Origin of the sequence: Dyadobacter sp. CECT 9275, assembly GCF_907164905.1 — a bacterium.
GTDB lineage: Bacteria > Bacteroidota > Bacteroidia > Cytophagales > Spirosomataceae > Dyadobacter > Dyadobacter helix.
In genome coordinates this window covers 582,316-604,130 of the sequence record NZ_CAJRAF010000004.1, presented here as the reverse complement: position 1 = coordinate 604,130, position 21,815 = coordinate 582,316, and the positions used below count along the sequence as shown (strand labels likewise).

The following is a 21,815-nucleotide window of genomic DNA, read 5'->3' as shown; positions in this document are numbered from 1 at the left end:
TTTTAATGCCATTATCGCTTAGACATTTCTCAAACTGGTTAATGCCGTCGGAGTTGATGTGACGTAAACCAAAGAACCTTTAACTTATATTTTAAATACAATAACATGAAAAAGCTTATCCACATCATCATGCTGGTGGCACTGTGCAACTTTGTTTACGCGCAATCGGATGTGTACTATAATCCTAAAATCCAGTCAACCAAAAATTTGCAATACTGGAAGCCCAAAGGTAACCTGTTTGTTGGTGATTGTATGCCGTTTTCGCATAACGGGACATTTTACAATTACTGGCTTCTCGATTCCGCCCACCACGCGAGCCTGAACGGGCTCGGGGGGCATCAATGGGCATTGAGCACAAGCACCGACCTGAAAACCTGGAAGCAGTATCCGGTCGTGTTAGGTATCGACGAGCAATGGGAAAAGTCAATTTGTACCGGTTCGATCGTCGTTTACAAGGGCAAATTTTACGCGTTTTATGCTACCCGGCTTATTGATAAAGAGGGTAAAACCAACGAACAGCTGAGTTATGCGATCAGCAACGACGGGATCCATTTTGAGAAACAAAAACCAAATCCTTTTTACACATCGGCACCGGGTTACAGCAAAAGGGAATTTCGGGATCCGAAGGTTTTTGTGGACGAAAAGACAGGCGAATTCCATCTTTTTGTATCCAGCTGGCAGGAAAACCCAGTCATGGCGGATTTCGGCGGAACTTTGGTTCATCTGACATCAAAAGATTTAAAGGACTGGAAGCTGCAGGAACCGGTACTTTCCGGACAAAATTCGACGCCAGAATGTCCGGACTATTTCAAATGGAATGATTGGTATTATTTGATTTATGGCATCGGTGGCGATACTTACTATGTCAAATCAAAGTCACCCTATGGTCCCTGGGAGGAACCTGCTACACAAGCTTTGGTTGAAGGCTGGGTTAACGTAGCCAAAACGGCTAATTTCAAAGATAACCGGCGTATCGTTTCGGGATGGATTCCTTCCAGGCGTGACGACAAGGACGAAAATGGCGAATCTTTTGGGGGGAATCAGGTTTTCAGGGAGTTAACGCAGCTTGCCGACGGAACACTGTCCTCAAAATTCCCGGCAGAACTTATCCCACCAACCGGCCCTGCACTTCCGATAAAAATCTCCGCTGATCTGAATGCAGCGCTCGAAGCAAATAATATAGTTTCGATTAATTCGCCCAATGGAACCGGGGCCGCCCACCTGGCCGGAATCCCACGTCGGTGCAGGATTACGATGGAAATCGAGCCGACAGGACGGAACGAAGAATACGGTTTTGTTGCCAGGTCGGACGAGAAGGCCGACAAAGGTTACAGGATCACTTTCTCAGCCATCAACAAAATGGTACAATTGGGCGATACCGAAATCAAAGCTGTCGACGGATTGGATAAACCCATGAAAATAGACCTGATCCTGCATGACGATATCATTGATTTGAACATTGATGGTAAAAGATGTATCGTAAACCGGACGGTGGAGCAAAAAGGCGGCTACTTTTGGCTATATGCAAAACACGGTCAGGTTAAATTCAAAAATGTAAAAATAAGTCCGATTATTTCAGAATAATGAAGTCGGTGGGTAGTTGCCCGGATGAGGGATATGGTTGATACAAAACTTGCGGTAGTCATCGGGAAATTGAATGAACAGAACAGAATTGACCTAAAGGGCAAGCGGGCACTGCGGACTGACAAACTGTTTACGAATTGATCTTATTTGTGAAAGTACAATGTGCTTTGGAAGTTATACCTGCAGGTGTATTGAAATTTTACCACCAGCCCCTGAATCAGGCTAATGGTTTCGTGTCACCTCTTAGATCACTATCTGGGCTTGGACTTTGCTCAGCCTGACAACTCCCCCAGTGTTATCGAGCAACGCCCGCTGACTTTGTTTTTTATGAACAAAGGTCACCCTCTCAGCCTAGTATTAACACGTGCCCACCTACTCATCTTTCTGTAATCTAATACTAAACAACAAGCCCGCACATAGGAGCATGGCCAGTGCGGAAAGGCGAAACATGATGCTGAGATCGATGTTTCCGTCACGCAGAAATCCTGCGGCATATAGCCCTATGCCACCGATGATGCAACTGCAGAAATTGAGAATGCCATAACCCGTAGCCCGATAACGAGGGTCGGCAATGAGACAGAGTATGGGCATCATGTTGGCATCACTGAATGCTTTCATGAATGCATAGATCATAAAACAGCCAATAGCTATGGTAAGATCCGGGGTAGTGCTTCCCAGGAATACACAGGGAGCGGAGACAAGCATACCCAGGGCTGGAACGAGCAGCCTCGCCCTCGGATTTGTGCTGCTCCATTGATCGGCCAGCCAACCGCCTGCGAGTACTCCAGCCAAACCCACGGTATGTATGTAGCCCGTTGCGTACAGCCCGGCTTTGCTTTGGCTCAGGTTAAAGTGTTCTTTATAAAATGTCGGGAGCCAGCCAACGATCATCCATCCGGCTACACCGAGAAGTCCCCAGAAACCAAGTGCTCTGCGGAATGCAGCACTGCGGAAAAGATTGGCCAGTCCGTCCATCAGGTTTACCGATGCCTCCGGGCCAGAATCTGACGCATCAGATCTCTCCGGTGCGTCTTTCAGCACGGGTGCGAGTATGAGCGTATACACGATCCCGACAATTCCGAATAAACTGAATGCATAGTTCCAACTGTGGTTCTCAGCAAGCATTCCACCGATAAACCCCAGACTTTGTCCGGCCATAATCCCGGTCATGTGCAGGCCTGTTGCGAGTGAGCGGGTTGAACCCCGGTGGTAGTCCGAGATCAGCGCCAGCGCGGCCGGAATATAACACGCCTCGCTGATACCCATGAGTACCCGCGTGGCCAGTAATTCGGGGAATGTACTTGCATGTGCAGTCAGCCATGTTACCACCGACCAGATGAGCAGGCTGAACACAATGACTCTGCTTCGGTTAAACCTGTCGGCCATATATCCTGCAAAAGGACTCAGGAGTCCGTAGACCCAGAGGAAGGCCGATGTGAGCAGCCCGAATTGCCCGTCAGTCATCGGGATGGATTCGACGATGGAACTCCGCATCGTGGTGATCATGATGCGGTCCAGGTAGTTGAGGCAGCCCACGAGGCACAGCATGGCTACAAAAAGCCATGCACGTGCGGTGGGTTTATTTTCAGCCGTTGTGATTTCAGATTTGAGATCTGTCATTCTTGTAAGCTTTGTCTCGTCAGTGGATTAGTAGCCGGGATTCTGCGTGATATTCGGCGTATTGTCCCGTACCGATTGCGGGATTGGGTAAAGGTATTGATCTCTGCTTTTGACATTGGCAGCCATCCCAAACTTGCCCAGATACGTTTTCATCACATCCAGCGCCCGATCCGTCCTTACCAAATCGAACCAGCGAAGGTTCTCAAAACACAATTCGCTGCGCCGCTCAGCCTCCATCCACAGCCGGTATGCCGCCTGAGAAGGTACATCCGAAGCAGTTTTTGCCGCAAGGCCTGCTCTTTTCCGTACATCGTTCAGGATTTTGAAGGCTTCTCCGTTACTTTCATAGCCAATCTCGTTCAATGTTTCTGCATACATCATCAGCACGTCCGTGTAGCTGAGTGCAATCCAGTCTATGTCCCAGTCGTTGCCTGCTACCACCGTTCCGTTCTGATATTTCTGGCAAGTGGGCAATGTGGTGATTACCTGTCCCGATTTATGAAGCCATTGCGACCGGATAGCAACGCTTTTCCTGACATCTCCTTTTTCGAAACTGTCGGTCAGGTCTGCAGTAAGAAAGAGGTTGAATGGGGAGCCTCCGAATGGGAGGCCACCTGCTTCTACGGTAACCGGCGCAATGTCGTTAGAGGCATTTCTTGTGGGAAAGGGATTGCCGTTTCCGCTGGCACCAGCCTTAAACTGGATGGAAAAGACCTGCTGTTTTCCGCCTTCCTTCGCGAAGCTGTATATGTCGCTATAACTCGCAAAAAACTCAAACTGCCCAGATGAAATCACTTCTGAAAACGCCTGCCGGGCCTTTGCCCATTCCTGCTTTTTAAGCGGATAGCCGCTTCGGAAAAGGTACACTTTCCCCAGGTAACCCTTTGCTGCCCATTTGGTAGCACGGCCTTTATTTGTATTATCGTAACTTTCCGGAAGGAGCGCCGCCGCCTCGGTAAGGTCGGTCACGATCTGATCGTATATTTCCTCCGCAGTGGCCCGGTTGGTCTTGTAGCTTTCATCGATGGAAAGTGAACGTGTGACTTTTGGCACGCCGCCAAACAGCCTTACCAGGTCGAAGTAAAACAAGGCTCTGGTAAACTTGGCTTCACCTTCATATTGCTTACGCTTTGTGTCTTCCATGGTAACGTTCGGCAGGGCTTCCAGTATCCGGTTCGAGCGCGTGATATTGGAATAATAGGCTGCCCAGGCCGTAGACAGCACGGGCAGGGTAGGTGTTACCTCGAACCTGGAGATGGGGCCATCGTCATAGGCCGTTCCCTGGAAGGCATTATCGCTTCTTGCTTCCGTGAGCATATAAGACGATTGTGCATTGACCCAGACGTTGCGCAGCCCATTGTACGCACCCAGAACAGCCTGGTTGATGTGGGTTTCGGTTTTGTAAAATCCTTCCACGCTTTTATCGGAAACGGGAATGAGATCAAGGCTGCTGCATCCGGAGAGCAGGCAGGCCAGGACGGCATATATTTTTGTTTTCATGGGTTTAGAATTTCACGTTTAAACCAAATGTATATGTCCTCGCAAGCGGATAGGTCGCATCGAAATCTCCGCCCGGAATGGTATTGCTGTTGGAATAGGTTCCGGTCTGCGGGTTTTTATTGTAATGATCATGCATGAATACATTATCAATGCTGGAATAGATGCGCAGGCCGCTGATACCCCGTACTTTTTTCAGGATCTTTTCAGGCACTTTATAGCCCAGGGATATGGTACGGATCCGCCAGTATTCAGCACTTCTGAGCCAGAAGGACGAGGGTGTGGTAAGATTGGCCGTAACAGCAGCACGCGGCACCCAGCCATTTCCCGGCTGCTCCGGAGAGCGCCAGCGGTCGCGCCAGTAGCCGTCAACATTCCCGCGCGACTGACCATGCTGGCCTACGGCGAGGTTCAGTAGTTTATTTCCCCACTGTCCGTCTGCCGATGCGGTTAGATCAAAATTGGCATAGGAAAAGCTATGCTGCATGCCCCAGAATACCTTAGGACTATTGTTTCCGATGATCGTACGGTCGTTTTCGTTGATCACACCATCGCCGTTGATGTCCTTGTATTTGATATCGCCCACGTTCTGCACCTTGTAGTGAGGGTACGCATCCAGTTCGGCCTGGTTCTCAAAGATACCATCCTGTACAAAAGCGAAATAACTACCGATCGGCGACCCAATCTTGGTGATCGTGGTGAAGCCGTCCGTAGTAGCATAGATCGGCTCACCGCCAGGGCCGAGCTCAATGACTTTGTTCTTATTATGAGAAATATTGAAAGATGAGCTCCATTTGAATTTCCCGGTGAGGTTCAAAGTGTTCAATTCCAATTCCACACCTTCATTGCGGATGGCGCCGATATTCATACGTGTCGACGAAAAGCCGGAGATGGCCGGGATCTGAACGTTCATGAGCAGATCGCGCGTGTCGGAGCGGTAAAAGTCGACGCCGAGCAGGATCCTGTTTTTGAAAACACCGAGATCAACCCCCGCATCGAATGTGTAGGTTCGTTCCCAACCCAATTCACGGTTGCTGAACGATCCTGGACTGAACCCGGAAATGACTGTCTGGCTTGATCCGAGAACGTAGTTAGTCCCCGACAGTGTACCGATCGCAGAATAGTCGCCGATGTTATTGTTCCCTGCCACGCCGTAGCTGGCGCGGAGTTTTAGCTCAGAAATCTGTTCGGTATTGCGGAGGAATTCTTCCTGGGAAAGACGCCATCCAACCGATGCCGCAGGAAACCATCCCCAACGGTTATCGGTCCCGAATCTGGAACTTCCGTCCCGGCGTATGCTGGCAGAAACCATGTACTTATCCTGCCACGAGGCATTTACCCTACCTAAAAACGACATCAGGCTCCATTCCGTCTCGCTGGATGACCCGGCGCTGAGCACCGTACCCATATTCAGTGTTTTGATCTCATCGTCGGGAAACCCGGTTTTGGACAAAGAAGTATTCACTAGTCTGTCCTGCTGATAGGTGAATCCGGCCAGCGCGTTGATACTCCATTTTTCCTTGTTGAGATCGTAGGTAAGCGTGTTTTCATTGAGGTAATTTTCCCTTGTAGCCGTGGCTGCCGAGCCCACGTGACCTGTGCCGCGGTTGATGTTGTTGGGTTTGAAATACTGATTGAGGTCGGACAGATAATCGGTGCCGAAAGAGGTACGGAAGCGGAGGTTTTTGGCAATGTCGACCGTTGAATACAGGTTCGCGCGTACGTTACGGCTGTTGGTTTTATTCGTGAGCTGGGTCGCCAGCGCAATCGGGTTCAGGTAAAATGCGGCATGATAAGTGTAGTATCCGCCGTCCTGCGTTTGCTGGTTCAGCCCCACAATGGGTGCCACCCGGGCCGACCTGCTCACGGGTCCCTGGTTTCCGTCACCATCCGAATCATTTTTTGTCATCGATGCGGCCGACAAATTCAGGCCCATGTTAACTCGGCGTCCAAGCTTGCTTTCAACGTTAGCCCGGAAAGCAAGCCGGGAATAATCTGATCCCAGTATGATCCCCTTCTGGTTAAAATAATTTCCCGAGACATAGTATTTAACCATTTCATTGGCGCCCGATGCCGAAAGCTGGTAATTCTGAACAGGGGCCGCCCTTGAAATCAGTTCCTGCCAGTCATTGTCGGGAAAAGATTTGGGATCTGTAAGCCACTTAGGGTCTATCCAGTAATTGGCGTTTGTCCTTTTTTCGTTCGGGTCTGTTGCTTTTCCTCCCTGAAGCACCCAGGTATTGTTACGCTCCTCAATGGCAAAATCGATGTATTCGTCGCGGTTGAGCACATCCACTTTGCTGAAACGTTTTTGAATGGCGTAATAGGTGTCAAACTGAATAGATGGTTTGCCGGTTTTTCCGGATTTGGTGGTGACGAGCACAACACCATTGGATCCCCGTGAGCCGTAAATGGATGCTGAAGCGGCATCTTTCAGTACTTCAATGGATTCGATTTCGCCCGGGTTGATATTATCCAGGCCTGAGTTGATGGGGAAGCCGTCCACCACGTAAAGCGGTGCGTTTGAATTGTTGATTGAATTGACACCACGGACACGTACTGCCAGGCTTTTGCCGGGACTTCCGCTGACTTCCTGCACGCGCACACCGGCCAACTTACCTGCCATGGCATGATCCAGGCGGCTGGTCGGACGTTCGTCCAGGTCGTCGGCCTTGATTTTGGCAATAGCGCTGGTAACGGCAGAGCTTTTCTGTGTACCATAACCGATCACGACCACTTCTCCCAGGCTCTGCGCAGTTTCTTCCAGAGATATGGAAAGCACGGTCTGATTGCCTACGACAATTTCCTGGGTAGTAAACCCGATAAAGGAAAAGACCAGTGTTGCGCCAGACTGCACAGTCAGTGTAAATTCTCCGTTGACATCGGTCACGGTTCCGTTTGTGGTTCCCTTTTGCATGATGCTTACGCCGGGCAGCGTTCCTCCGTTTTTACTGCTGGTAACTTTTCCTTTTACGGTTAAGTCTGCTGCGGAAAAGGCAGGTGTCCCTTTTGCGCTGGCCGCAACCGGAAGCGCAGCCATAACGAAAATCAGACAAATCATCAGCAGCCTGCTCTGGCCTGCCCACGATCGGGCAAACCAGGCGCTGGTGTTAAAAATTTTCATATTTTTGAAGGTTATTGGTGAGAATTCAAGGCACTTATAGCACTTTTCAAAAAGGGGTTGTTCGAGCAACTCCTTTTTTATTGACCCTCAAAACGTAGCTTAAAGCTTGCTTTTCAGGTCCTTCATCGGAATCACAGCCAGATAAATACTGGTTTTTCCTTCGTGGGACGAATAGTAGGACACCCAAAGCTTTTTATCGTAAATGACCAATCCCGGGTAACTGTTATCACCGCTGGATGGGAAATGATAAATCTCTTTAAACGTCCCGGCCGCTTCTCTTGTAAATAAACCAGTGTAGACGTTTGTCCCGTACACCCTTGTTCCGGCGATGATGTGACCATCGTTGGTGAAAATAAAATTGGGTCCGCCTAATCGTACGTTCATTTTTGTGAATTTCCAATCCGCAAACGGCGCTTTGCTGGTTGCCCAGGTTCCCATCATATCTTCCAGCTCCCTTCGCACCATTACGTGCATTGTTCCGCTTTTGTCGAAACGGATGGTGGCCTCGTTCGGAAATCCGTCGATCTCTAGTTTCGATACTTTTTTAAACGCCTTTCCGTCTTTCGTTGCTACAAGATACATGGCTGAAGGTCCTCTTCGCTCTTCCGGTCCGATCTGATAGTCAATGGCATAGCCGGTTCCCTTGTACCAGGTTACGCGCCAGTACCAGCTGCCCCAGGAGGCGATGCCCGGATCCGTGATCACCTTTTCGGGCTCGCTGAATGTTGTGCCGGTTTTATCGGAAAAAGATACGTGGGGATTTCTGCCCAGCAGCTTGCGGTCTTTGTAAATGGAACCACCGATTATAATCATCAGTCTGCCGTCGGGCGTGATTGACAATTTAGGGTCTCTTAGGTCTACGCCTTCTTTTTTCAAAAGAGCCGCACTTTCCCACTTGATGCCATCGGCAGATTTCAGTATCCTTACGGTACCGTCCACATTCTCGGCACCCGGTACATGACCCGATCCTTCCCGAAACGAGCAGTAAAAATTGTTTTTGAAGCGGATCAGGTCTGTAAAGGCGCTATGCTGCGCTCCATCCCAGATTTTTACGGGCTTTATTTCCTCGGAGGTTTGTGCCCGGACCATGTTACTCATGATCAGGCACACAAGGAATATCCATTGTGCCGTTCTCGTACAGTTTTTCATTTTAACGAATTTATATGGTTTAGTAATCAGTTACTTATTGTTGTTTTTTTATACGCAATATGCCGTATGCAGCGGCTATCTGTACGTCCTCGTTCGCCGCATCAGCTTCACTTTGACTTCCCCCCGGCAGTGGGCGAAGGGGAACCCTTACGTGGAGCAAATTGAGCAGCAGTGGCAAATCTGACCGGTCCGGCCGGGCGGCCAGGGCACGGCAGAGTTCTATCCGGGAGGATTTGTCCTGTGTTTCTTTGAGCCCAAGCAATTTTGTTTTGACACACTTGGCCAATTCAGTCTTGTTGTTTGAACGGTTTAGTGTGTACGCTGCACCCAACAGGTATGGATAAGCTACGGAAGTCTCAGGTTCCTTTAACGCCTTCATTGCCACGGGCGGCCACTTCGCCGTGGGAAAACCAGGTACGAATCCAAGGCTGTATGCTGTGATTTTTCGGAAAGCAGGATTTTCCTGTTCCAACCCGGAAAGCAATTGGTCAAAATTCGCATGTGCACCACGATGTTTTGGCAGGCAATATCCCCAAAAGGTAAAAGCTGCAAGGTCCGTGTTGCTTTTCAAATCACTCTCAACCAGTTTGCTGTCAAGGTTTTGTAACGAAAAGCCCAGTTTGGAGAGCGTTTCCGCAGCATGAATACGCTCCGGGCCGCCGATGTCTAGGTACGCGTTCCTGATTTTGTTCAGCCATTTTTCGCGCGTCTTTTCTGAGTCCGAAAGCCGGTATTTACATCTCCAGAACCCAATCCTGTTTTGCGGGGTCTGCTCGAAGGCAGCGAGCTGATCTTCAGTGTAGCGCATGGCTTCCTCCCGATAATCAAGTTCGATGAGAAACTCAATAGCATGAACCTTTACCCAGAAAGCAGGCGATAATACGGCCTTACGCAACACAGAAAGGCTTTCCCGTTCCGTGGCGTCTGCTGCTGCGCCAGGGAGAGCATAGCTCATAGCAAACAATAGGGCCGATATCCGCACGCGTAGTTTCATACGTTCAACAACCTGAATTCGTCAAGCATTTCAAAATATCCTTCCTGGACAAGGTCATTTCTTAGCGCAGCCATTTCCTGCTCGCTTAGGTTTCTGAGTGGTGTCCGGCAGGGGCCGCAGTCGATGCCGCTCAGTTTCAGGATCGCCTTGCCGCCTACAATGGCGTTGACATATTTCAGCATCACCATCACAATCTTTATCGATTTCATCTGATACATACGTGCGGTCTCGAAATCGCCACTGTCGTAGGCATCAATGATCTTCTGGTAAATTTCCGGAATGAAGTTGAAAGTGGTTCCGATGGCTCCTTTAACTCCCAGAATCAGTCCGTTGATGAGGATTTCATCGTGCCCGTGCAGTACGTCAAAGCGCCCGTCCTGCAAAGCAATACACTGGTGCATATCCATAAAGTCGGTATTGGTGAACTTCACTCCAACCAGGTTTGGGATGGATTTTGAACCCAACTCAAGGAGTTGATTTACTTTGATATGCGCACCAGTGGCCACCGGTAAGTGATAATAATAAAAGGGAAGTTCGGGAGCTGAAAGCGCCACCTCCCGGCAGTAGCCAGCGATGACATTGACATCGGAAGAAGAGAAAAATGATGGTGCCATACAGGCAATGGCATCAGCACCAATGGATTGCCCATGTGCCGCAAGCTCCTGCGAAATCTTTACGCTGGTACTTCCGACATGAATGATGACCCGGAAATTGTCGTCCTGAAAGGGCATCCAGGCTTCGGCCATTTCCTTCCGTTCGGAAACGGAAAGCATCATCCCTTCACCGGACGAACCGTTTACGAAAACGCCCGCGACACCTTGCTGTTTGAGCCGTGCAGCGTAACTGGGAACGGTGGACGGGTTGATTTCCCCGGCTTCAGTAAAGGGGGTAAAAACGGCAGCAATCAGACCGTTGAGTGGTTTGAAGTTTTTCATAAAACCTGATTAGAATTTATTTTTTCCGGTTTTCCCGGTTTCATTAAAGTGGTTGATATAGTCAATGTAAGCGCTCAGGTGATCCTCAACGGCGTTGCGGTATCCCTCAATATCGCGTGCCTCAAGATAGGGGATGAGATCGCGGTGGCGCACATAACGCCTGTTGGAAGAGCCAGCCTTGTTGAATTTGTCAAAATAGTCGAAGTTTTCGTTGACGTATTTGAACACAGGAATAATAATGTTAAGAAAATCCAGCATGACCCTGTTTTTGGAAATTGCGTAGATTTTGGAATGGAAGGCACGCTCCATTTCTATATTCACCTTGAGGCTATCGATGACGTCTTCTTTTGCAACAATCTGTTTTAGTTCTTCAATGTCCTGATCGGTAATGTTATGGATGATGATCTTGGCGCATCCTATTTCCAGGGAAACCCGCATGCCGAGAAGATCAAGGATGGTTTCCTTGCTCAGCATGTGCGGATTAATTACTTTCTGAAAGCCGTACATTACGTTGGGCTCGGCAATGACCATTCCCCGGCGTTTGCGACTCTCGATAATACCCAGCATACGAAGCCTGCTGAGTGCCTCCCTTACTACATTGCGTCCTACATCATATTTTTCGGCCAGTTCAAGTTCGTTAGGGATTTCTGTACCCGATTTCATCTCATTTTCACGGATGTCTTTAATAATCAGGCTCTCAACCCAGTCAACCAGTGTGGTGTTTTTTGGAGGTGCAATCATGTTTAAAAGTAGTATATGTCCTATATGTCCTACAAATATAAAACTTGATTTATATTTTCCGATTTCATTGGGAATATTTTTTTAACATTCGGTGATATGTTTGGAAGTTATGGAGAATTTCCAAACGCAATGAAGGGAGGTTTTGAGCCTCAACTTAAGTAGTGTAAGATCGGTTGCTTTATCGGCGCCGACTGCACTGGCAGCATAACTGCGTCTGTCAGCAAGAATAGTTTTAATACTTTCCGCGGTGTTTTTGACATGATAATTCGTAACTATATATCCATCGTTACTGAAATGCTGCCAGTATAAATCGTTTTCATTAACTGATTTTTAGAGTTTGTGCCACCAAATAATTGATTGCAGCGATCTAATAAAATTAGATGGTAGAGCTGGTCAGGAAGATGACTCAGGTCAGGAGCCGAAATGATAATACTTTGATGTAGCGCTTGATATTAATGTGCTTAAGCAATATTTATGTCATCTTTTCAAATGATCCGGCTCATACCCTGGTATGGTCAGATGTAGTTGATTTGCCTGAACAACTAAATCTAAAAATGGAACTTCAAACGAAAACACAGACCTTGCTTTCCCTTTGGAAAGAAGCGAGAACACGTTTCTCCAACCAATTAAAAAGCCTTCAACCCCAGGACCTGCTCCGGAAATTGCCTCTGACGCAAAATAGTGTTGGCTTTCTGATCCGGCATGTGGGAGACGTAGAATTGTTATTTGCAAAGAATGTTTTTGGCAGCAAGCTCTCTGTGAGTGCAAAAACATTGATTGCACAGCATGATACAGGAGAATGGACGGATCTTTCCAGCTTGCTTGAATATGTGTCTCATTCGGCCGAAGCATTGGAAATCGCTATTGGTCTGCAAAGTGATCAGGATTGGGATACTGAGATTGTGACCAAAGAGTTTGGAGTGAAAACAAAAGCGGAATCGCTCGGCCGGATCATATCCCATACTGCACACCACGGCGGTCAACTGGCCATTATACTCAAATATGCAGATCACGAGAAATAGCAGCCCTGAATATCAATTAATGTCAATTACCTGCTCGCTGCAATATTGAGATTTACCTTGCGACCAGATCAGTTGTGCCAGCCATTGACCTTTTTCTAAAATCTTGGTCGAAATGGCATATACTGGTTTGTTGCTTGGATTGACTTTGAAAGAGATATTTTCAAGGCTTGTAGAAGATTTGGAGAATACAATTTCTGCTTTCGTAAAATACATGGGCAAAACGAAAGTTACCTGTTGGGAATTGGGTTGGTAAGTCATATCGCAGAATGGTAAATGTTGGATAGAAATTGAATTTGATCCTGATTATCAGCAGAACAATATTATAGCTGTTCCCGATAATGTCTCATGATCTTGGTAGTGGGCATACATGATATTTCTCAGAAAACCGGTTTCAGATTAAAGTGTTCCACCTTTTTATAAATCATGATTGTGATCAGGCTGAGGGCAGTTTAATGTCATTATCCATTCGCTGTATTGAAGCTAATTTTGTGAATCAATTATCTGATTTAGAAGGATATGGATCGACTTGTGTATCTTTTGGTAATCCTTGCAACTGCATGTAGCCCTGAAATCCAGACCTACTCTGCTTATGACAAAAACATCAATGTAGCACAGTTTCAAACCTATCAATGGTCAAAGCCTGTGCAGACAGACGGTGAGCGGTACCCTTTTTACTACAATGAGATTAACGAGAAAAGAATCAAAGCAGCGGTAAATGACTTGTTGGCAGTCCGGGGTTATGTGCTGACTGACAGCAGCGCTGAGCTTAGACTGGATTACACAATCACTGTTGAAGATCGATCTGTATTCTTGCCCGATCCTTACGGATATATGTATTGGGGGCATTATATGCGACCTCGACCCGACATCTTTAACTATCGGGAGGCTACCCTGGCAATCGATGTTTTAGATTCGTCCAACGGGCACTTGCTGTGGCGTGGGTGGGCGGTAGGCGCCTTGGAAGTTGTTATCTATGAAGGTAGTGATATCGATGTGGTAATCAAATCTGCTATTGCCAAGATTTTCAAGGACTTTCCAATGTCAGCAAAGAGAGAAAATATAAAGATGACCATCAAGGTACATTAATATACACGGATGGAATGTTGTTAGCTGTCATTTCGAGTTTGGACAAATCATGAAACGGGCTAGCTAAAATTTCTACCTGTCCCTATATACGCACTGAACTCTTTGACTCAGTCTTAAAATCCGCCGTCCTATGGCTATTTTTTGATCCGAGTCTTCCCCTTGCTTTTTGTTCGGTTAACTATGCTACCGGACGTTGGCGGCAAGTTCCTGACCACATCGGTATAGACCAACGTCCAGTATTTTCGGGTTGTGCATCAAGTTTCTAAGCAGTTCGGCTGCAGCGTAGGACGCAGACCAAACGCCATACCGCAATGCCGTCAGAAATACTCCTTCATCAGGAGCATTAGCTGTTGGGCTTCCGTGTTATTTAGCGTGAATAGCCTCCTGACGGGCGTTGGAGCATTGCGGTAGGAGAGGCTTACTGCCTTGAATAGATCAGGCATCGGCAATTTTCATCACAACGCGTCCCTGAATTTCACCTGTCTTCATATCAGCAAAAACATCATTAATATCTTCCAAACGGGCTGTAGATACGGTGGCTTTTACTTTACCATCCAGAGCGAAGTCTATCGCTTCATGCATATCCTTTCTTGTACCCACAATGGAACCGCGAATAGTAAAGCGGTTAAGTACTGTTTCGAAAATGGGCAGGTCAAATCCACCCGGGGGCAAGCCGTTCAATGCAAGAGTTCCTTTTCTTCTCATCACAGAAATTCCTTGTTTGAATGCGATGGGGGATACTGCCGTAACCAATACACCATGCATCCCGCCGGTTTCTTTCTTTAAGTACTCGCCCGGTTCATTTTCTAATGCATTGACAGTCAAATCAGCTCCAAGACTTTTTGCCAGGTCCAGTTTATCATCCGCAATATCAATGGCGGCTACGTGCATGCCCATGGCTTTGGCGTATTGTACCGCAAGGTGTCCAAGACCTCCAATACCGGAGATTGCAATCCATTCCCCTGCTTTTGTTTCGGTTTCTTTAATTCCTTTGTATACAGTCACACCTGCACAGAGAATTGGCGCCATCGCGATCATGTCTGTTCCGGCGGGTAATTGCGCGACATACCGGGCATCGGCCAATACGTATTCAGCATAACCGCCGTCAACACTATACCCCCCGTTTTGCTGGGTCTCGCACAGGGTTTCCCAGCCTGTGGTGCAATAGTCGCAGCACCCGCATGCACTATATAACCAAGGAACGCCGACGATATCACCTTCTTTTACATTGGTAACTTCCGCGCCCACTGCGGCCACGTAACCTATGCCTTCATGTCCCGGGATCAAAGGAAGCTTAGGTTTGACAGGCCAATCGCCATCCGCTGCGTGCAGGTCGGTATGACAAACGCCACTGGCAACGACTTTCACAAGGATTTGGTAATTACCGGGTGTTTTAACCGGCATTTCTTCAATTTGCAGGGGTTTTCCGAACTCACGGACAACCGCGGCTTTCATGGTTTTTGGGAGCATCGCAACAGGAATTTAGAATCCGACTTACTTTGAGGTGGTAAATTTCAGTTCTTAATACTCTTATTGTCAGGAGGACAGTCATTCAGGAAACTGACTTTTGTCAGTTTGGGGTACCACGAGGGCTAATTCCGAATACTCATTAACTTCTCATGTTCAAAGACAGTTATTAAACTCCCTTTGATATTCGGTAAGGTACTCTTCTTTAAAATCCGATAAGTTACGAATTACAGTTTGCGTTGCTGTGCCGTAACGGCCTGAACTACTCTTTTCCGCACGGAAGTATAAGCCAGGTTCAGCCACTGGTGTTTCCTGTCCTTTATCCTGGGTTTGAAGGATCATATTGGGCAGAAAGCGCATCCATAAATTGTTCCAGGGAAGTCATCATTTTGAAGCGATAGCTGCTTAGATCGAAACAAATCAAGATGAAATTATTTTAAGAGCCAGGTTATCAGGCAGGACTCACGAGAGTCGAGTTCCGGAAACCTGCTTTGCTCATAACACTCTCATCTCATGATTCTGGGTAGTTCGCTTTTGAGGTTTGATCCTTGGAACCCTTCTGGATCAAATGCAGTTCCGGATTGCACACCAGCTTATTTCTAAATTCATCGAACTTATCTTGCGTTTCACGTTTAAAATCTTCAAACGAATCTTCGACGGTTTGCTGAAGATCTTCGAAGATGTCCTCACCCAAATGCAAAATTTTCCTTCGGGTTCTGGCTCCGCTGTTGGGAGCCAGCAATACACCAACAATCAGCCCCGCTCCTGCGGCAACCAAAACACTGAGCAGCACACTTGTCTTTTTCATAATATGATTAGTTAATCTATACGTGGAACTGAGTTCAAGGTTAATTATATGCCAATTTACGGCAGCGTCCAGAATTGGCTACCAACGTAATTGATCCATTACATTTCTGTGAATTTCAAGATCCGTTTTCATTTTAAAAAATTGTCTAAGTTTAATATCGGCCTTAGCACTTGCCTTATTTCAAAACTATCTTGTTTATGGTTGTGAGGGAATGACACTAATCAGCTACTCCACTGACTCTTATCCGGTATGGGTGTGGTTAAGCTAGACGGTCAACCCAGGATCACCATCGGGGCTTTGAGCTCGATTTCAACCCTCTCTTTGTGGTAAACCAGCAGAGGAACCCGGGTATCCACCGTTAATTTCTTTGTCATCGAAGGGTTGAGGAGCTTTTCAAGAAAGCCTCTGCGCTGGTTGGATACGATCAGTAAATCTGCCTTGACCTGATCGCAATAATTTTCCAGCCGGTCCATGACATAGTCGCTATTTAGTATCGTAATCTCACCACGACCAATACCAAGTTCACGCTCGATTTCATCAATATACTGCCCGTCTGGCTGGATGTTGAGCTGCTCATCGGAATTGACCTTTACGAGTCGGAGCTTACTTTTTAGCTGTTTAGTCAGAGCGATGACATCGAGCAATATATCTCTCTCATCAAATTCAAGTTGAGTAGCATAAACAAACTGATCGAACTGAATCACCTCATTGCTTGGCGGTATAATGAGAACCGGGCAATGTGCATGCAGTGCAATACCGGTAGCAGCGCTTCCTATCAATCTGTCGAGAAACGCTGCATGACCAGTTCTTCCGACTACGATCAGATCGGCGGAGGTTTCTTTTGCTTGTTTGAGTACAGCCGTTTCTACGCTGCCGATTTCCCATATGCCATCCGCCCGATAGCCTTCCCGTTGAGCCCGGGACACTCGTTCTTTTAAATTTGCACGGTAATCGTCTTCCAACTGCTGATAGATCGGCGCAGTAACGATGGATTCAGGGATCATAAAATCTCCTACATAAGGCTGGTAGGCGTACATGATCAGGAGCTTCGCACCGGTCTTGGCTGCGATTTGCTTGGCTGCCTCTAGTGCCTTGTCGGCGTTTTGAGAAAAGTCAATTGGTACTAAAATCGTTTTCATAGGATATATTGGTTTTAATGGAAAGCTCTGATTCAATGTATTACAAAGTTCGTCGCGGCGGGTCCGCATAAGAATGACGAACGTCATATCGTTTCAGAAGCGTGGTCAGTCGCATATACTCTGTTGACCGATAGCTTTGCCTTTCTAAGTATAAGCTGGTATATATGAGCGGAAACAATACAGTCAATTCCATTTTTGACATCGATTTGTCACCTAAGCCGGGTAAAACCTACTGGGCTGATGGTAACCGGGAATGGCGTGAGAAATTTATTTACTTTCTTCTCATAGACCGCTTTCATGATGATCTTGAAAGAGCGCCTGAGGAAAAACCCAATAGACAAACCGGTTTTGGGAATGCAGATCAGCTTCAGAGAATTTGTGGCGGGACGCTCAGCGGGATAACCCGTCACCTGGACTATATCCGGGACCTGGGTTGTACGGCATTATGGCTGAGCCCGGTGTTTCAGAATAATGCCTTTTCTTACCACGGATATGCCGTGGAGAATTACCTGGAAGTCAACCGGCGATTTGGAACGAAAAAGGATCTTGAAGAGCTCGTAGAAAAAGCACATGATTATGATATCAAGGTCTTTTTGGATATCGTCTTGCACCATTCTGGGGATAACTGGACTTATCCCGGCGATGAAAAGTATTACTATTATCAGGGTGCAGTATTTCCATTTGAGTCTTGGCGCTCCCAGAATCTCCCTGTCCCGATTGAATTGAGAAATCCGGAGCTTTACTGGCGAAAAGGGCAAATCCGAAACTTTGATGCCTATCCCGAAACGCGCGAAGGCGATTTTGCCAATCTTAAGAGCTATAAAAATGACGCTTCACCAGAGGCTTTGCTGGTGCAGCAGATTCTGACCAAGATACATTGTTACTGGATCAGGGAAACAGACATCGACGGTTTCCGGATTGACGCAGTTAAGCATATGGGAGAGGAAACCGTCAGTCAGTTTTGTTCACACGTACGGGAATACGCCTACAAGTTAGGGAAACGTAATTTTTTCTTTTTCGGAGAGTTTGTCGGTCCCGAAGAGATGTATAACCGGTATATCGGCCCGAAAACTTCTGTGATGGTAGAAGATAAGGCCATTTATTTCGGGCTCAATTCTGTCCTGGATTTTCCACTTTACCATATTTTGGCAGATGTGATTCGTGGGGTATCTAAACCACAAAAGCTCGTCGAACGTTACGAATCGCTCCGCCAAGGTGCAATGGGCAGAGGTGAGTTTGGTGAGTTCCTGGTAACCTTTATCGATAACCACGATCAGCTGGGGCAGGTAATAAAGCGGCGATTCGGTAAAGAGACCTCTGAGAATCAAGTTATTGCGGGGATTGGTTTTTTGCTGTGCGCACTGGGTACGCCCTGTATTTACTATGGCACCGAACAAGGGTTTGACGGCTCTGGTGAAAAGGATTTCAATGTTCGTGAAGCGATGTTCAGCTTAGAGGACCCAAAAGTAAATGCCTTAAACAAGTCCTGCCGGATTTACCAGCAGATCGCTGCTTTGGCCAGGCTCAGAAAAGAAAATGCGGCCCTCAGGTTCGGACGCATGTATATGCGCAAACTTTCGGTGGATGGCAAAAATTTCATGCTTCCCACATTTGAAAAATGCTTGCTGGCATTCTCAAGAGTCCTTTATGACGAAGAAATTGTGGTTGCTTACAACAGCTCTCAGGATGAGTATGATGAAGAGTACATCCGGGTAGACCCTCTGCTGAACCCGCAGGGAAGCTCACTTAATTTTATTTACGGGCAGCACGGAAGCGTGAATGTACTTTTGAATGAAGAGGGAAACAAGCATTTTATTAAACTGAAACTGGAACCCGGTCAATTCGTTGTCCTGACTAATAAAGCTAGCAGCTTATGATGGTATGCTATTTTGATTGACATATACTCTGTGAAATCTTCAATATGGGAAAACAGAAATCTGGTTTGGTTATCATTGTCTCAGGACTGCCTGGCTCCGGTAAGAGCTATTTTGCCCACAGATTAGCCGAAGTGCTTAAAGCGGTGTATTTAAACAGCGATAAGATTAGAATTTCGCTTCAGGCCAGAGGGAAGTATACACTGGATGACAAAATGTATATATACCAGGCTATGTCGAAGCTGACTGAAAGGCATCTGAGCAGGGGCGAAACGGTGATAGCAGACGCCACTTTTTATCATCACGCCATGCGAGACTTGTTCTCTGGTATTGCCTTAAAACATAATTGCAGGATTGTTTTTATTTTGGTCATAGCCAGTGAGGAGCTGGTGCGTGAGCGGTTGGCTATGCCAAGAGCGGAAAGCGAAGCAGATCTCGGGGTATATCAGAGTATGAAAGGACTCTTTGAACCTTACCTCAATGAACACCTGATACTTCATTCTGGTACTGACAATATCTCAGAGATGCTCACACTAGCAACTAGTTACCTGCGGCAATATGAATGAGCGAGAGATTCAAATATTGGCCGAAAAGGGCATTTATAACGGAAAACCACTTTGTGCACAATTGGAAGAAACGCACATATCCTGGATCCTGCTTTCTGATACATTCGCGTTCAAGATCAAAAAGCCGGTTAAGCTTTCCTTTCTGGATTTTTCGGAATTATCGGTAAGAAAGACACTCTGCGAAAAGGAACTGAATCTGAATAAACGATTTTCGCCCATTTATCTGAAAGTACTGCCAGTCAATCACGGTGAAAATGGATATGAGATTGGTGGAGGACACGGAAACCCAGTTGACTATGCGGTGATGATGGAGCGGCTACCAGCCGAAAAGAGAATGGATCGCCAGCTTTCCGCAGGAAAAGTAGGTAGTAATGAAATGATAGCATTGGCTGAGACAATTGCGCAAATGCATCGTGACGCTCCGGTAGTGTACCTGTCGTTTGACCCATGGACACAAATTGCGACATTCAACGACATCGCCGGCATACGGCCCTTTATCTTAAAGCACTCCAGCCCGGGCTACCTGGAAATCATTGATCATGCGATTGCATTTAGTAACGCATTCATTCATCAATATGAGGGCAGGATCAGGGAACGGCAAAGGCTTGGATTTGTAAGGGATATTCACGGCGATTTGCACAGTGGCAACATCTTTATTAGCGACAAACCGATCATTTTCGACTGCATTGAATACAATGATGCTTTCCGGCACATTGATGTGCTGAGCGATATCGCTTTCTTGTGCATGGACCTGGAAGCTTTTGGCCATGATGCGCTATCTGAAATCTTCCTTTCTGTCTATTGCGACCGTTTTCCTATCTTTCAAACGGCTGCCGATAACCTCATCTTCCTTTATTATAAATGCCTGCGCGCAAACATACGGGCGAAAGTAAATGCGTTAAGTGCCATGGAATCAGAAGATATCGCCGGTTTTCAGAGACACCTTGAAGCGGCAGAAAAATATCTTCGTGTGATGAATGATAATTTACTTCAAATGCAAGAATAGGCTGATCATTCTCATAGAACAGACTGGTTAGGCTCATATTTCTGGACTTTTGTGGTTGCTACTTTTGTTATAAAAGTTTGATTTTTCGATTGTTGACAGTTTAGGTTGGAATCATTTCAACATCTTATCCCAAGTCTTATGAGAACAAGCCAAAACAATTTGTTAAAAGTGGTTGCCGGTTTTTTTGTCAAAGCACAGCAGAAACCCCAAACTGGTGTTCTTGGGAAATCTGAGGACTTTGACACATTCTTCACCCGGATCAAAGCGAATAGCCAAAGAATCAAGTCAGCATAAAATGGGAACCACAAGTATTTACCCTCAAGTCGCGTCGACTTTAAGAGAAAAGCGGACTTTTTCCGTTACGTTCAAAGTCACGATTGCAATAGCTGCACTACTTTGTTTTATCTATTTAACGGGCCGCTTATACCTTTACCTTAAATTCACTGATGAGGTAGCAGAGCTATTCAGTCACTCAAAAGACATATCATCCAGCAAGTTTGCAGCCAAGCAGCTTGCCGGACTTCCTCGGCCGGTTGAGAATTATTTCCGACATGTGCTTAAAGAAGGTCAGCCGTATATTAGCAATGTTCATCTGGTTCATGATGGTTTGTTCAAAACCGATCTAAAAAAGGATTGGATAGCCATCTCAGGGGAGGAATATTTTACCGCTGATAAGCCCGGGTTTATCTGGAAAGGAAAAACGACATCCTTCACTGCGAGGGATATGTTCATTAAGGGCAGGGGTAGGCTGGTAGTCTCCTTATTTTCACTGTTTACGATTGAAAACCAAACTGGTGAGAAGTTTGACACAGGGGAGCTCATGCGTTGGCTTGGGGAAAGTGTTTGCTTTCCAACCAATTTACTGCCAAGTCAAAATTTGAGATGGCTGCCTATCGATGACAATTCCGCTAAACTTGAATTCGAGTATGGGAATTTATCCGCTTCTTTCACCGTCATCTTTGACGCCAGCCATCAAATCGCCGAATTGCGTGGATTACGTCATATGGGCGATGGGCCAAAGCAACTCTGGGTCACCAAGGTAAGTCATTACAAAAGTTGGAATGGTGTTTTGATTCCCACAGTTCTTGAAGCCGGATGGGAAATTGAAAAAAAATATTTGCCTTACGCCCGGTTTACCGTTCAAGATCTTACCTATAACGGCGGGTTCTGAGTAACGAACCCAGCTCATATTCTTAGCTGACC

Annotated in this window: 18 protein-coding genes and 1 pseudogene; 7 read left to right on the top strand and 12 right to left on the bottom strand. The window is 46.8% G+C overall.

The genetic code is table 11. The features are described from left to right. The first annotated feature begins 105 nt into the window (after positions 1-105). Positions 106-1,584: a family 43 glycosylhydrolase gene (locus KOE27_RS28265; protein WP_215242196.1), complete on the top strand. Its 1,479-nt coding sequence runs from the start codon at positions 106-108 to the stop codon at positions 1,582-1,584. A gap of 372 nt (positions 1,585-1,956) precedes the next feature. On the opposite strand, the gene KOE27_RS28260 is transcribed toward KOE27_RS28265, so the two are convergent. The 8 genes and pseudogenes from KOE27_RS28260 to KOE27_RS30085 all read right to left on the bottom strand — a co-directional run. Beyond that, positions 1,957-3,204 carry an MFS transporter gene (locus tag KOE27_RS28260; protein ID WP_215242195.1) on the bottom strand — a complete coding sequence of 416 codons (1,248 nt, stop codon included), beginning with the start codon at positions 3,202-3,204 and terminating at the stop codon, positions 1,957-1,959. A gap of 27 nt (positions 3,205-3,231) precedes the next feature. Then, complete coding sequence (locus KOE27_RS28255) at positions 3,232-4,704, bottom strand: RagB/SusD family nutrient uptake outer membrane protein (protein ID WP_215242194.1); 1,473 nt, start codon at positions 4,702-4,704, stop codon at positions 3,232-3,234. 4 nt (positions 4,705-4,708) lie between these two features. Beyond that, positions 4,709-7,825 (bottom strand): SusC/RagA family TonB-linked outer membrane protein, encoded by a 3,117-nt coding sequence (locus KOE27_RS28250; protein WP_215242193.1) that lies wholly within the window; start codon positions 7,823-7,825, stop codon positions 4,709-4,711. A 99-nt stretch (positions 7,826-7,924) separates the two neighbouring features. After that, the gene (locus KOE27_RS28245; protein WP_215242192.1) at positions 7,925-8,974 is read right to left on the bottom strand and encodes a hypothetical protein; all 1,050 of its coding nucleotides are present in this window, start codon (positions 8,972-8,974) and stop codon (positions 7,925-7,927) included. A gap of 34 nt (positions 8,975-9,008) precedes the next feature. Beyond that, positions 9,009-9,968, bottom strand: coding sequence for a hypothetical protein (locus tag KOE27_RS28240; protein ID WP_215242191.1), 960 nt, complete (start codon positions 9,966-9,968; stop codon positions 9,009-9,011). Next, a complete protein-coding gene (locus tag KOE27_RS28235; protein ID WP_215242190.1) occupies positions 9,965-10,903 on the bottom strand; it encodes a dihydrodipicolinate synthase family protein in 939 nt (312 codons plus the stop codon). The genes KOE27_RS28240 and KOE27_RS28235 overlap by 4 nt, the downstream gene beginning before the upstream one ends. A 9-nt stretch (positions 10,904-10,912) precedes the next feature. Beyond that, complete coding sequence (locus KOE27_RS28230) at positions 10,913-11,644, bottom strand: FadR/GntR family transcriptional regulator (RefSeq protein WP_215242189.1); 732 nt, start codon at positions 11,642-11,644, stop codon at positions 10,913-10,915. Between the two features lie 81 nt (positions 11,645-11,725). Then, positions 11,726-11,926: pseudogene (locus tag KOE27_RS30085) on the bottom strand (trypsin-like peptidase domain-containing protein); the annotation flags it as partial. Positions 11,927-12,198: 272 nt separating this feature from the next. Here KOE27_RS30085 and KOE27_RS28220 point away from each other — a divergent pair. Further along, positions 12,199-12,666, top strand: coding sequence for a DinB family protein (locus tag KOE27_RS28220; RefSeq protein ID WP_215242188.1), 468 nt, complete (start codon positions 12,199-12,201; stop codon positions 12,664-12,666). A 12-nt stretch (positions 12,667-12,678) separates the two neighbouring features. Here KOE27_RS28220 and KOE27_RS28215 read toward each other — a convergent pair whose 3' ends face one another. Next, the gene (locus tag KOE27_RS28215) at positions 12,679-12,924 is read right to left on the bottom strand and encodes a hypothetical protein (protein ID WP_215242187.1); all 246 of its coding nucleotides are present in this window, start codon (positions 12,922-12,924) and stop codon (positions 12,679-12,681) included. A gap of 258 nt (positions 12,925-13,182) precedes the next feature. Between KOE27_RS28215 and KOE27_RS28210 the strand changes: the two genes are divergently transcribed. Then, a complete protein-coding gene (locus KOE27_RS28210) occupies positions 13,183-13,752 on the top strand; it encodes a DUF4136 domain-containing protein (protein ID WP_215242186.1) in 570 nt (189 codons plus the stop codon). Positions 13,753-14,187: 435 nt separating this feature from the next. Here KOE27_RS28210 and adhP read toward each other — a convergent pair whose 3' ends face one another. The 3 genes from adhP to KOE27_RS28195 all read right to left on the bottom strand — a co-directional run bounded on the left by adhP (position 14,188) and on the right by KOE27_RS28195 (position 17,166). Next, positions 14,188-15,222: an alcohol dehydrogenase AdhP gene (gene adhP / locus KOE27_RS28205; protein WP_215242185.1), complete on the bottom strand. Its 1,035-nt coding sequence runs from the start codon at positions 15,220-15,222 to the stop codon at positions 14,188-14,190. Positions 15,223-15,730: 508 nt separating this feature from the next. Next, positions 15,731-16,027: a YtxH domain-containing protein gene (locus KOE27_RS28200; protein WP_215242184.1), complete on the bottom strand. Its 297-nt coding sequence runs from the start codon at positions 16,025-16,027 to the stop codon at positions 15,731-15,733. A gap of 272 nt (positions 16,028-16,299) precedes the next feature. Beyond that, positions 16,300-17,166, bottom strand: coding sequence for a universal stress protein (locus KOE27_RS28195; protein WP_215242183.1), 867 nt, complete (start codon positions 17,164-17,166; stop codon positions 16,300-16,302). Positions 17,167-17,330: 164 nt separating this feature from the next. On the opposite strand from KOE27_RS28195, the gene KOE27_RS28190 reads away from it, so the two are divergent. From KOE27_RS28190 to KOE27_RS28175, 4 genes are all read left to right on the top strand, one after another. Next, a complete protein-coding gene (locus KOE27_RS28190; RefSeq protein WP_215242182.1) occupies positions 17,331-19,043 on the top strand; it encodes an alpha-amylase family glycosyl hydrolase in 1,713 nt (570 codons plus the stop codon). Between the two features lie 44 nt (positions 19,044-19,087). Beyond that, positions 19,088-19,606 carry an AAA family ATPase gene (locus tag KOE27_RS28185; protein WP_215242181.1) on the top strand — a complete coding sequence of 173 codons (519 nt, stop codon included), beginning with the start codon at positions 19,088-19,090 and terminating at the stop codon, positions 19,604-19,606. After that, the gene (locus KOE27_RS28180) at positions 19,599-20,612 is read left to right on the top strand and encodes a phosphotransferase (RefSeq protein WP_215242180.1); all 1,014 of its coding nucleotides are present in this window, start codon (positions 19,599-19,601) and stop codon (positions 20,610-20,612) included. The genes KOE27_RS28185 and KOE27_RS28180 overlap by 8 nt, the downstream gene beginning before the upstream one ends. A 295-nt stretch (positions 20,613-20,907) precedes the next feature. Continuing rightward, complete coding sequence (locus KOE27_RS28175) at positions 20,908-21,783, top strand: DUF6544 family protein (protein WP_215242179.1); 876 nt, start codon at positions 20,908-20,910, stop codon at positions 21,781-21,783. Positions 21,784-21,815: the final 32 nt, after the last annotated feature.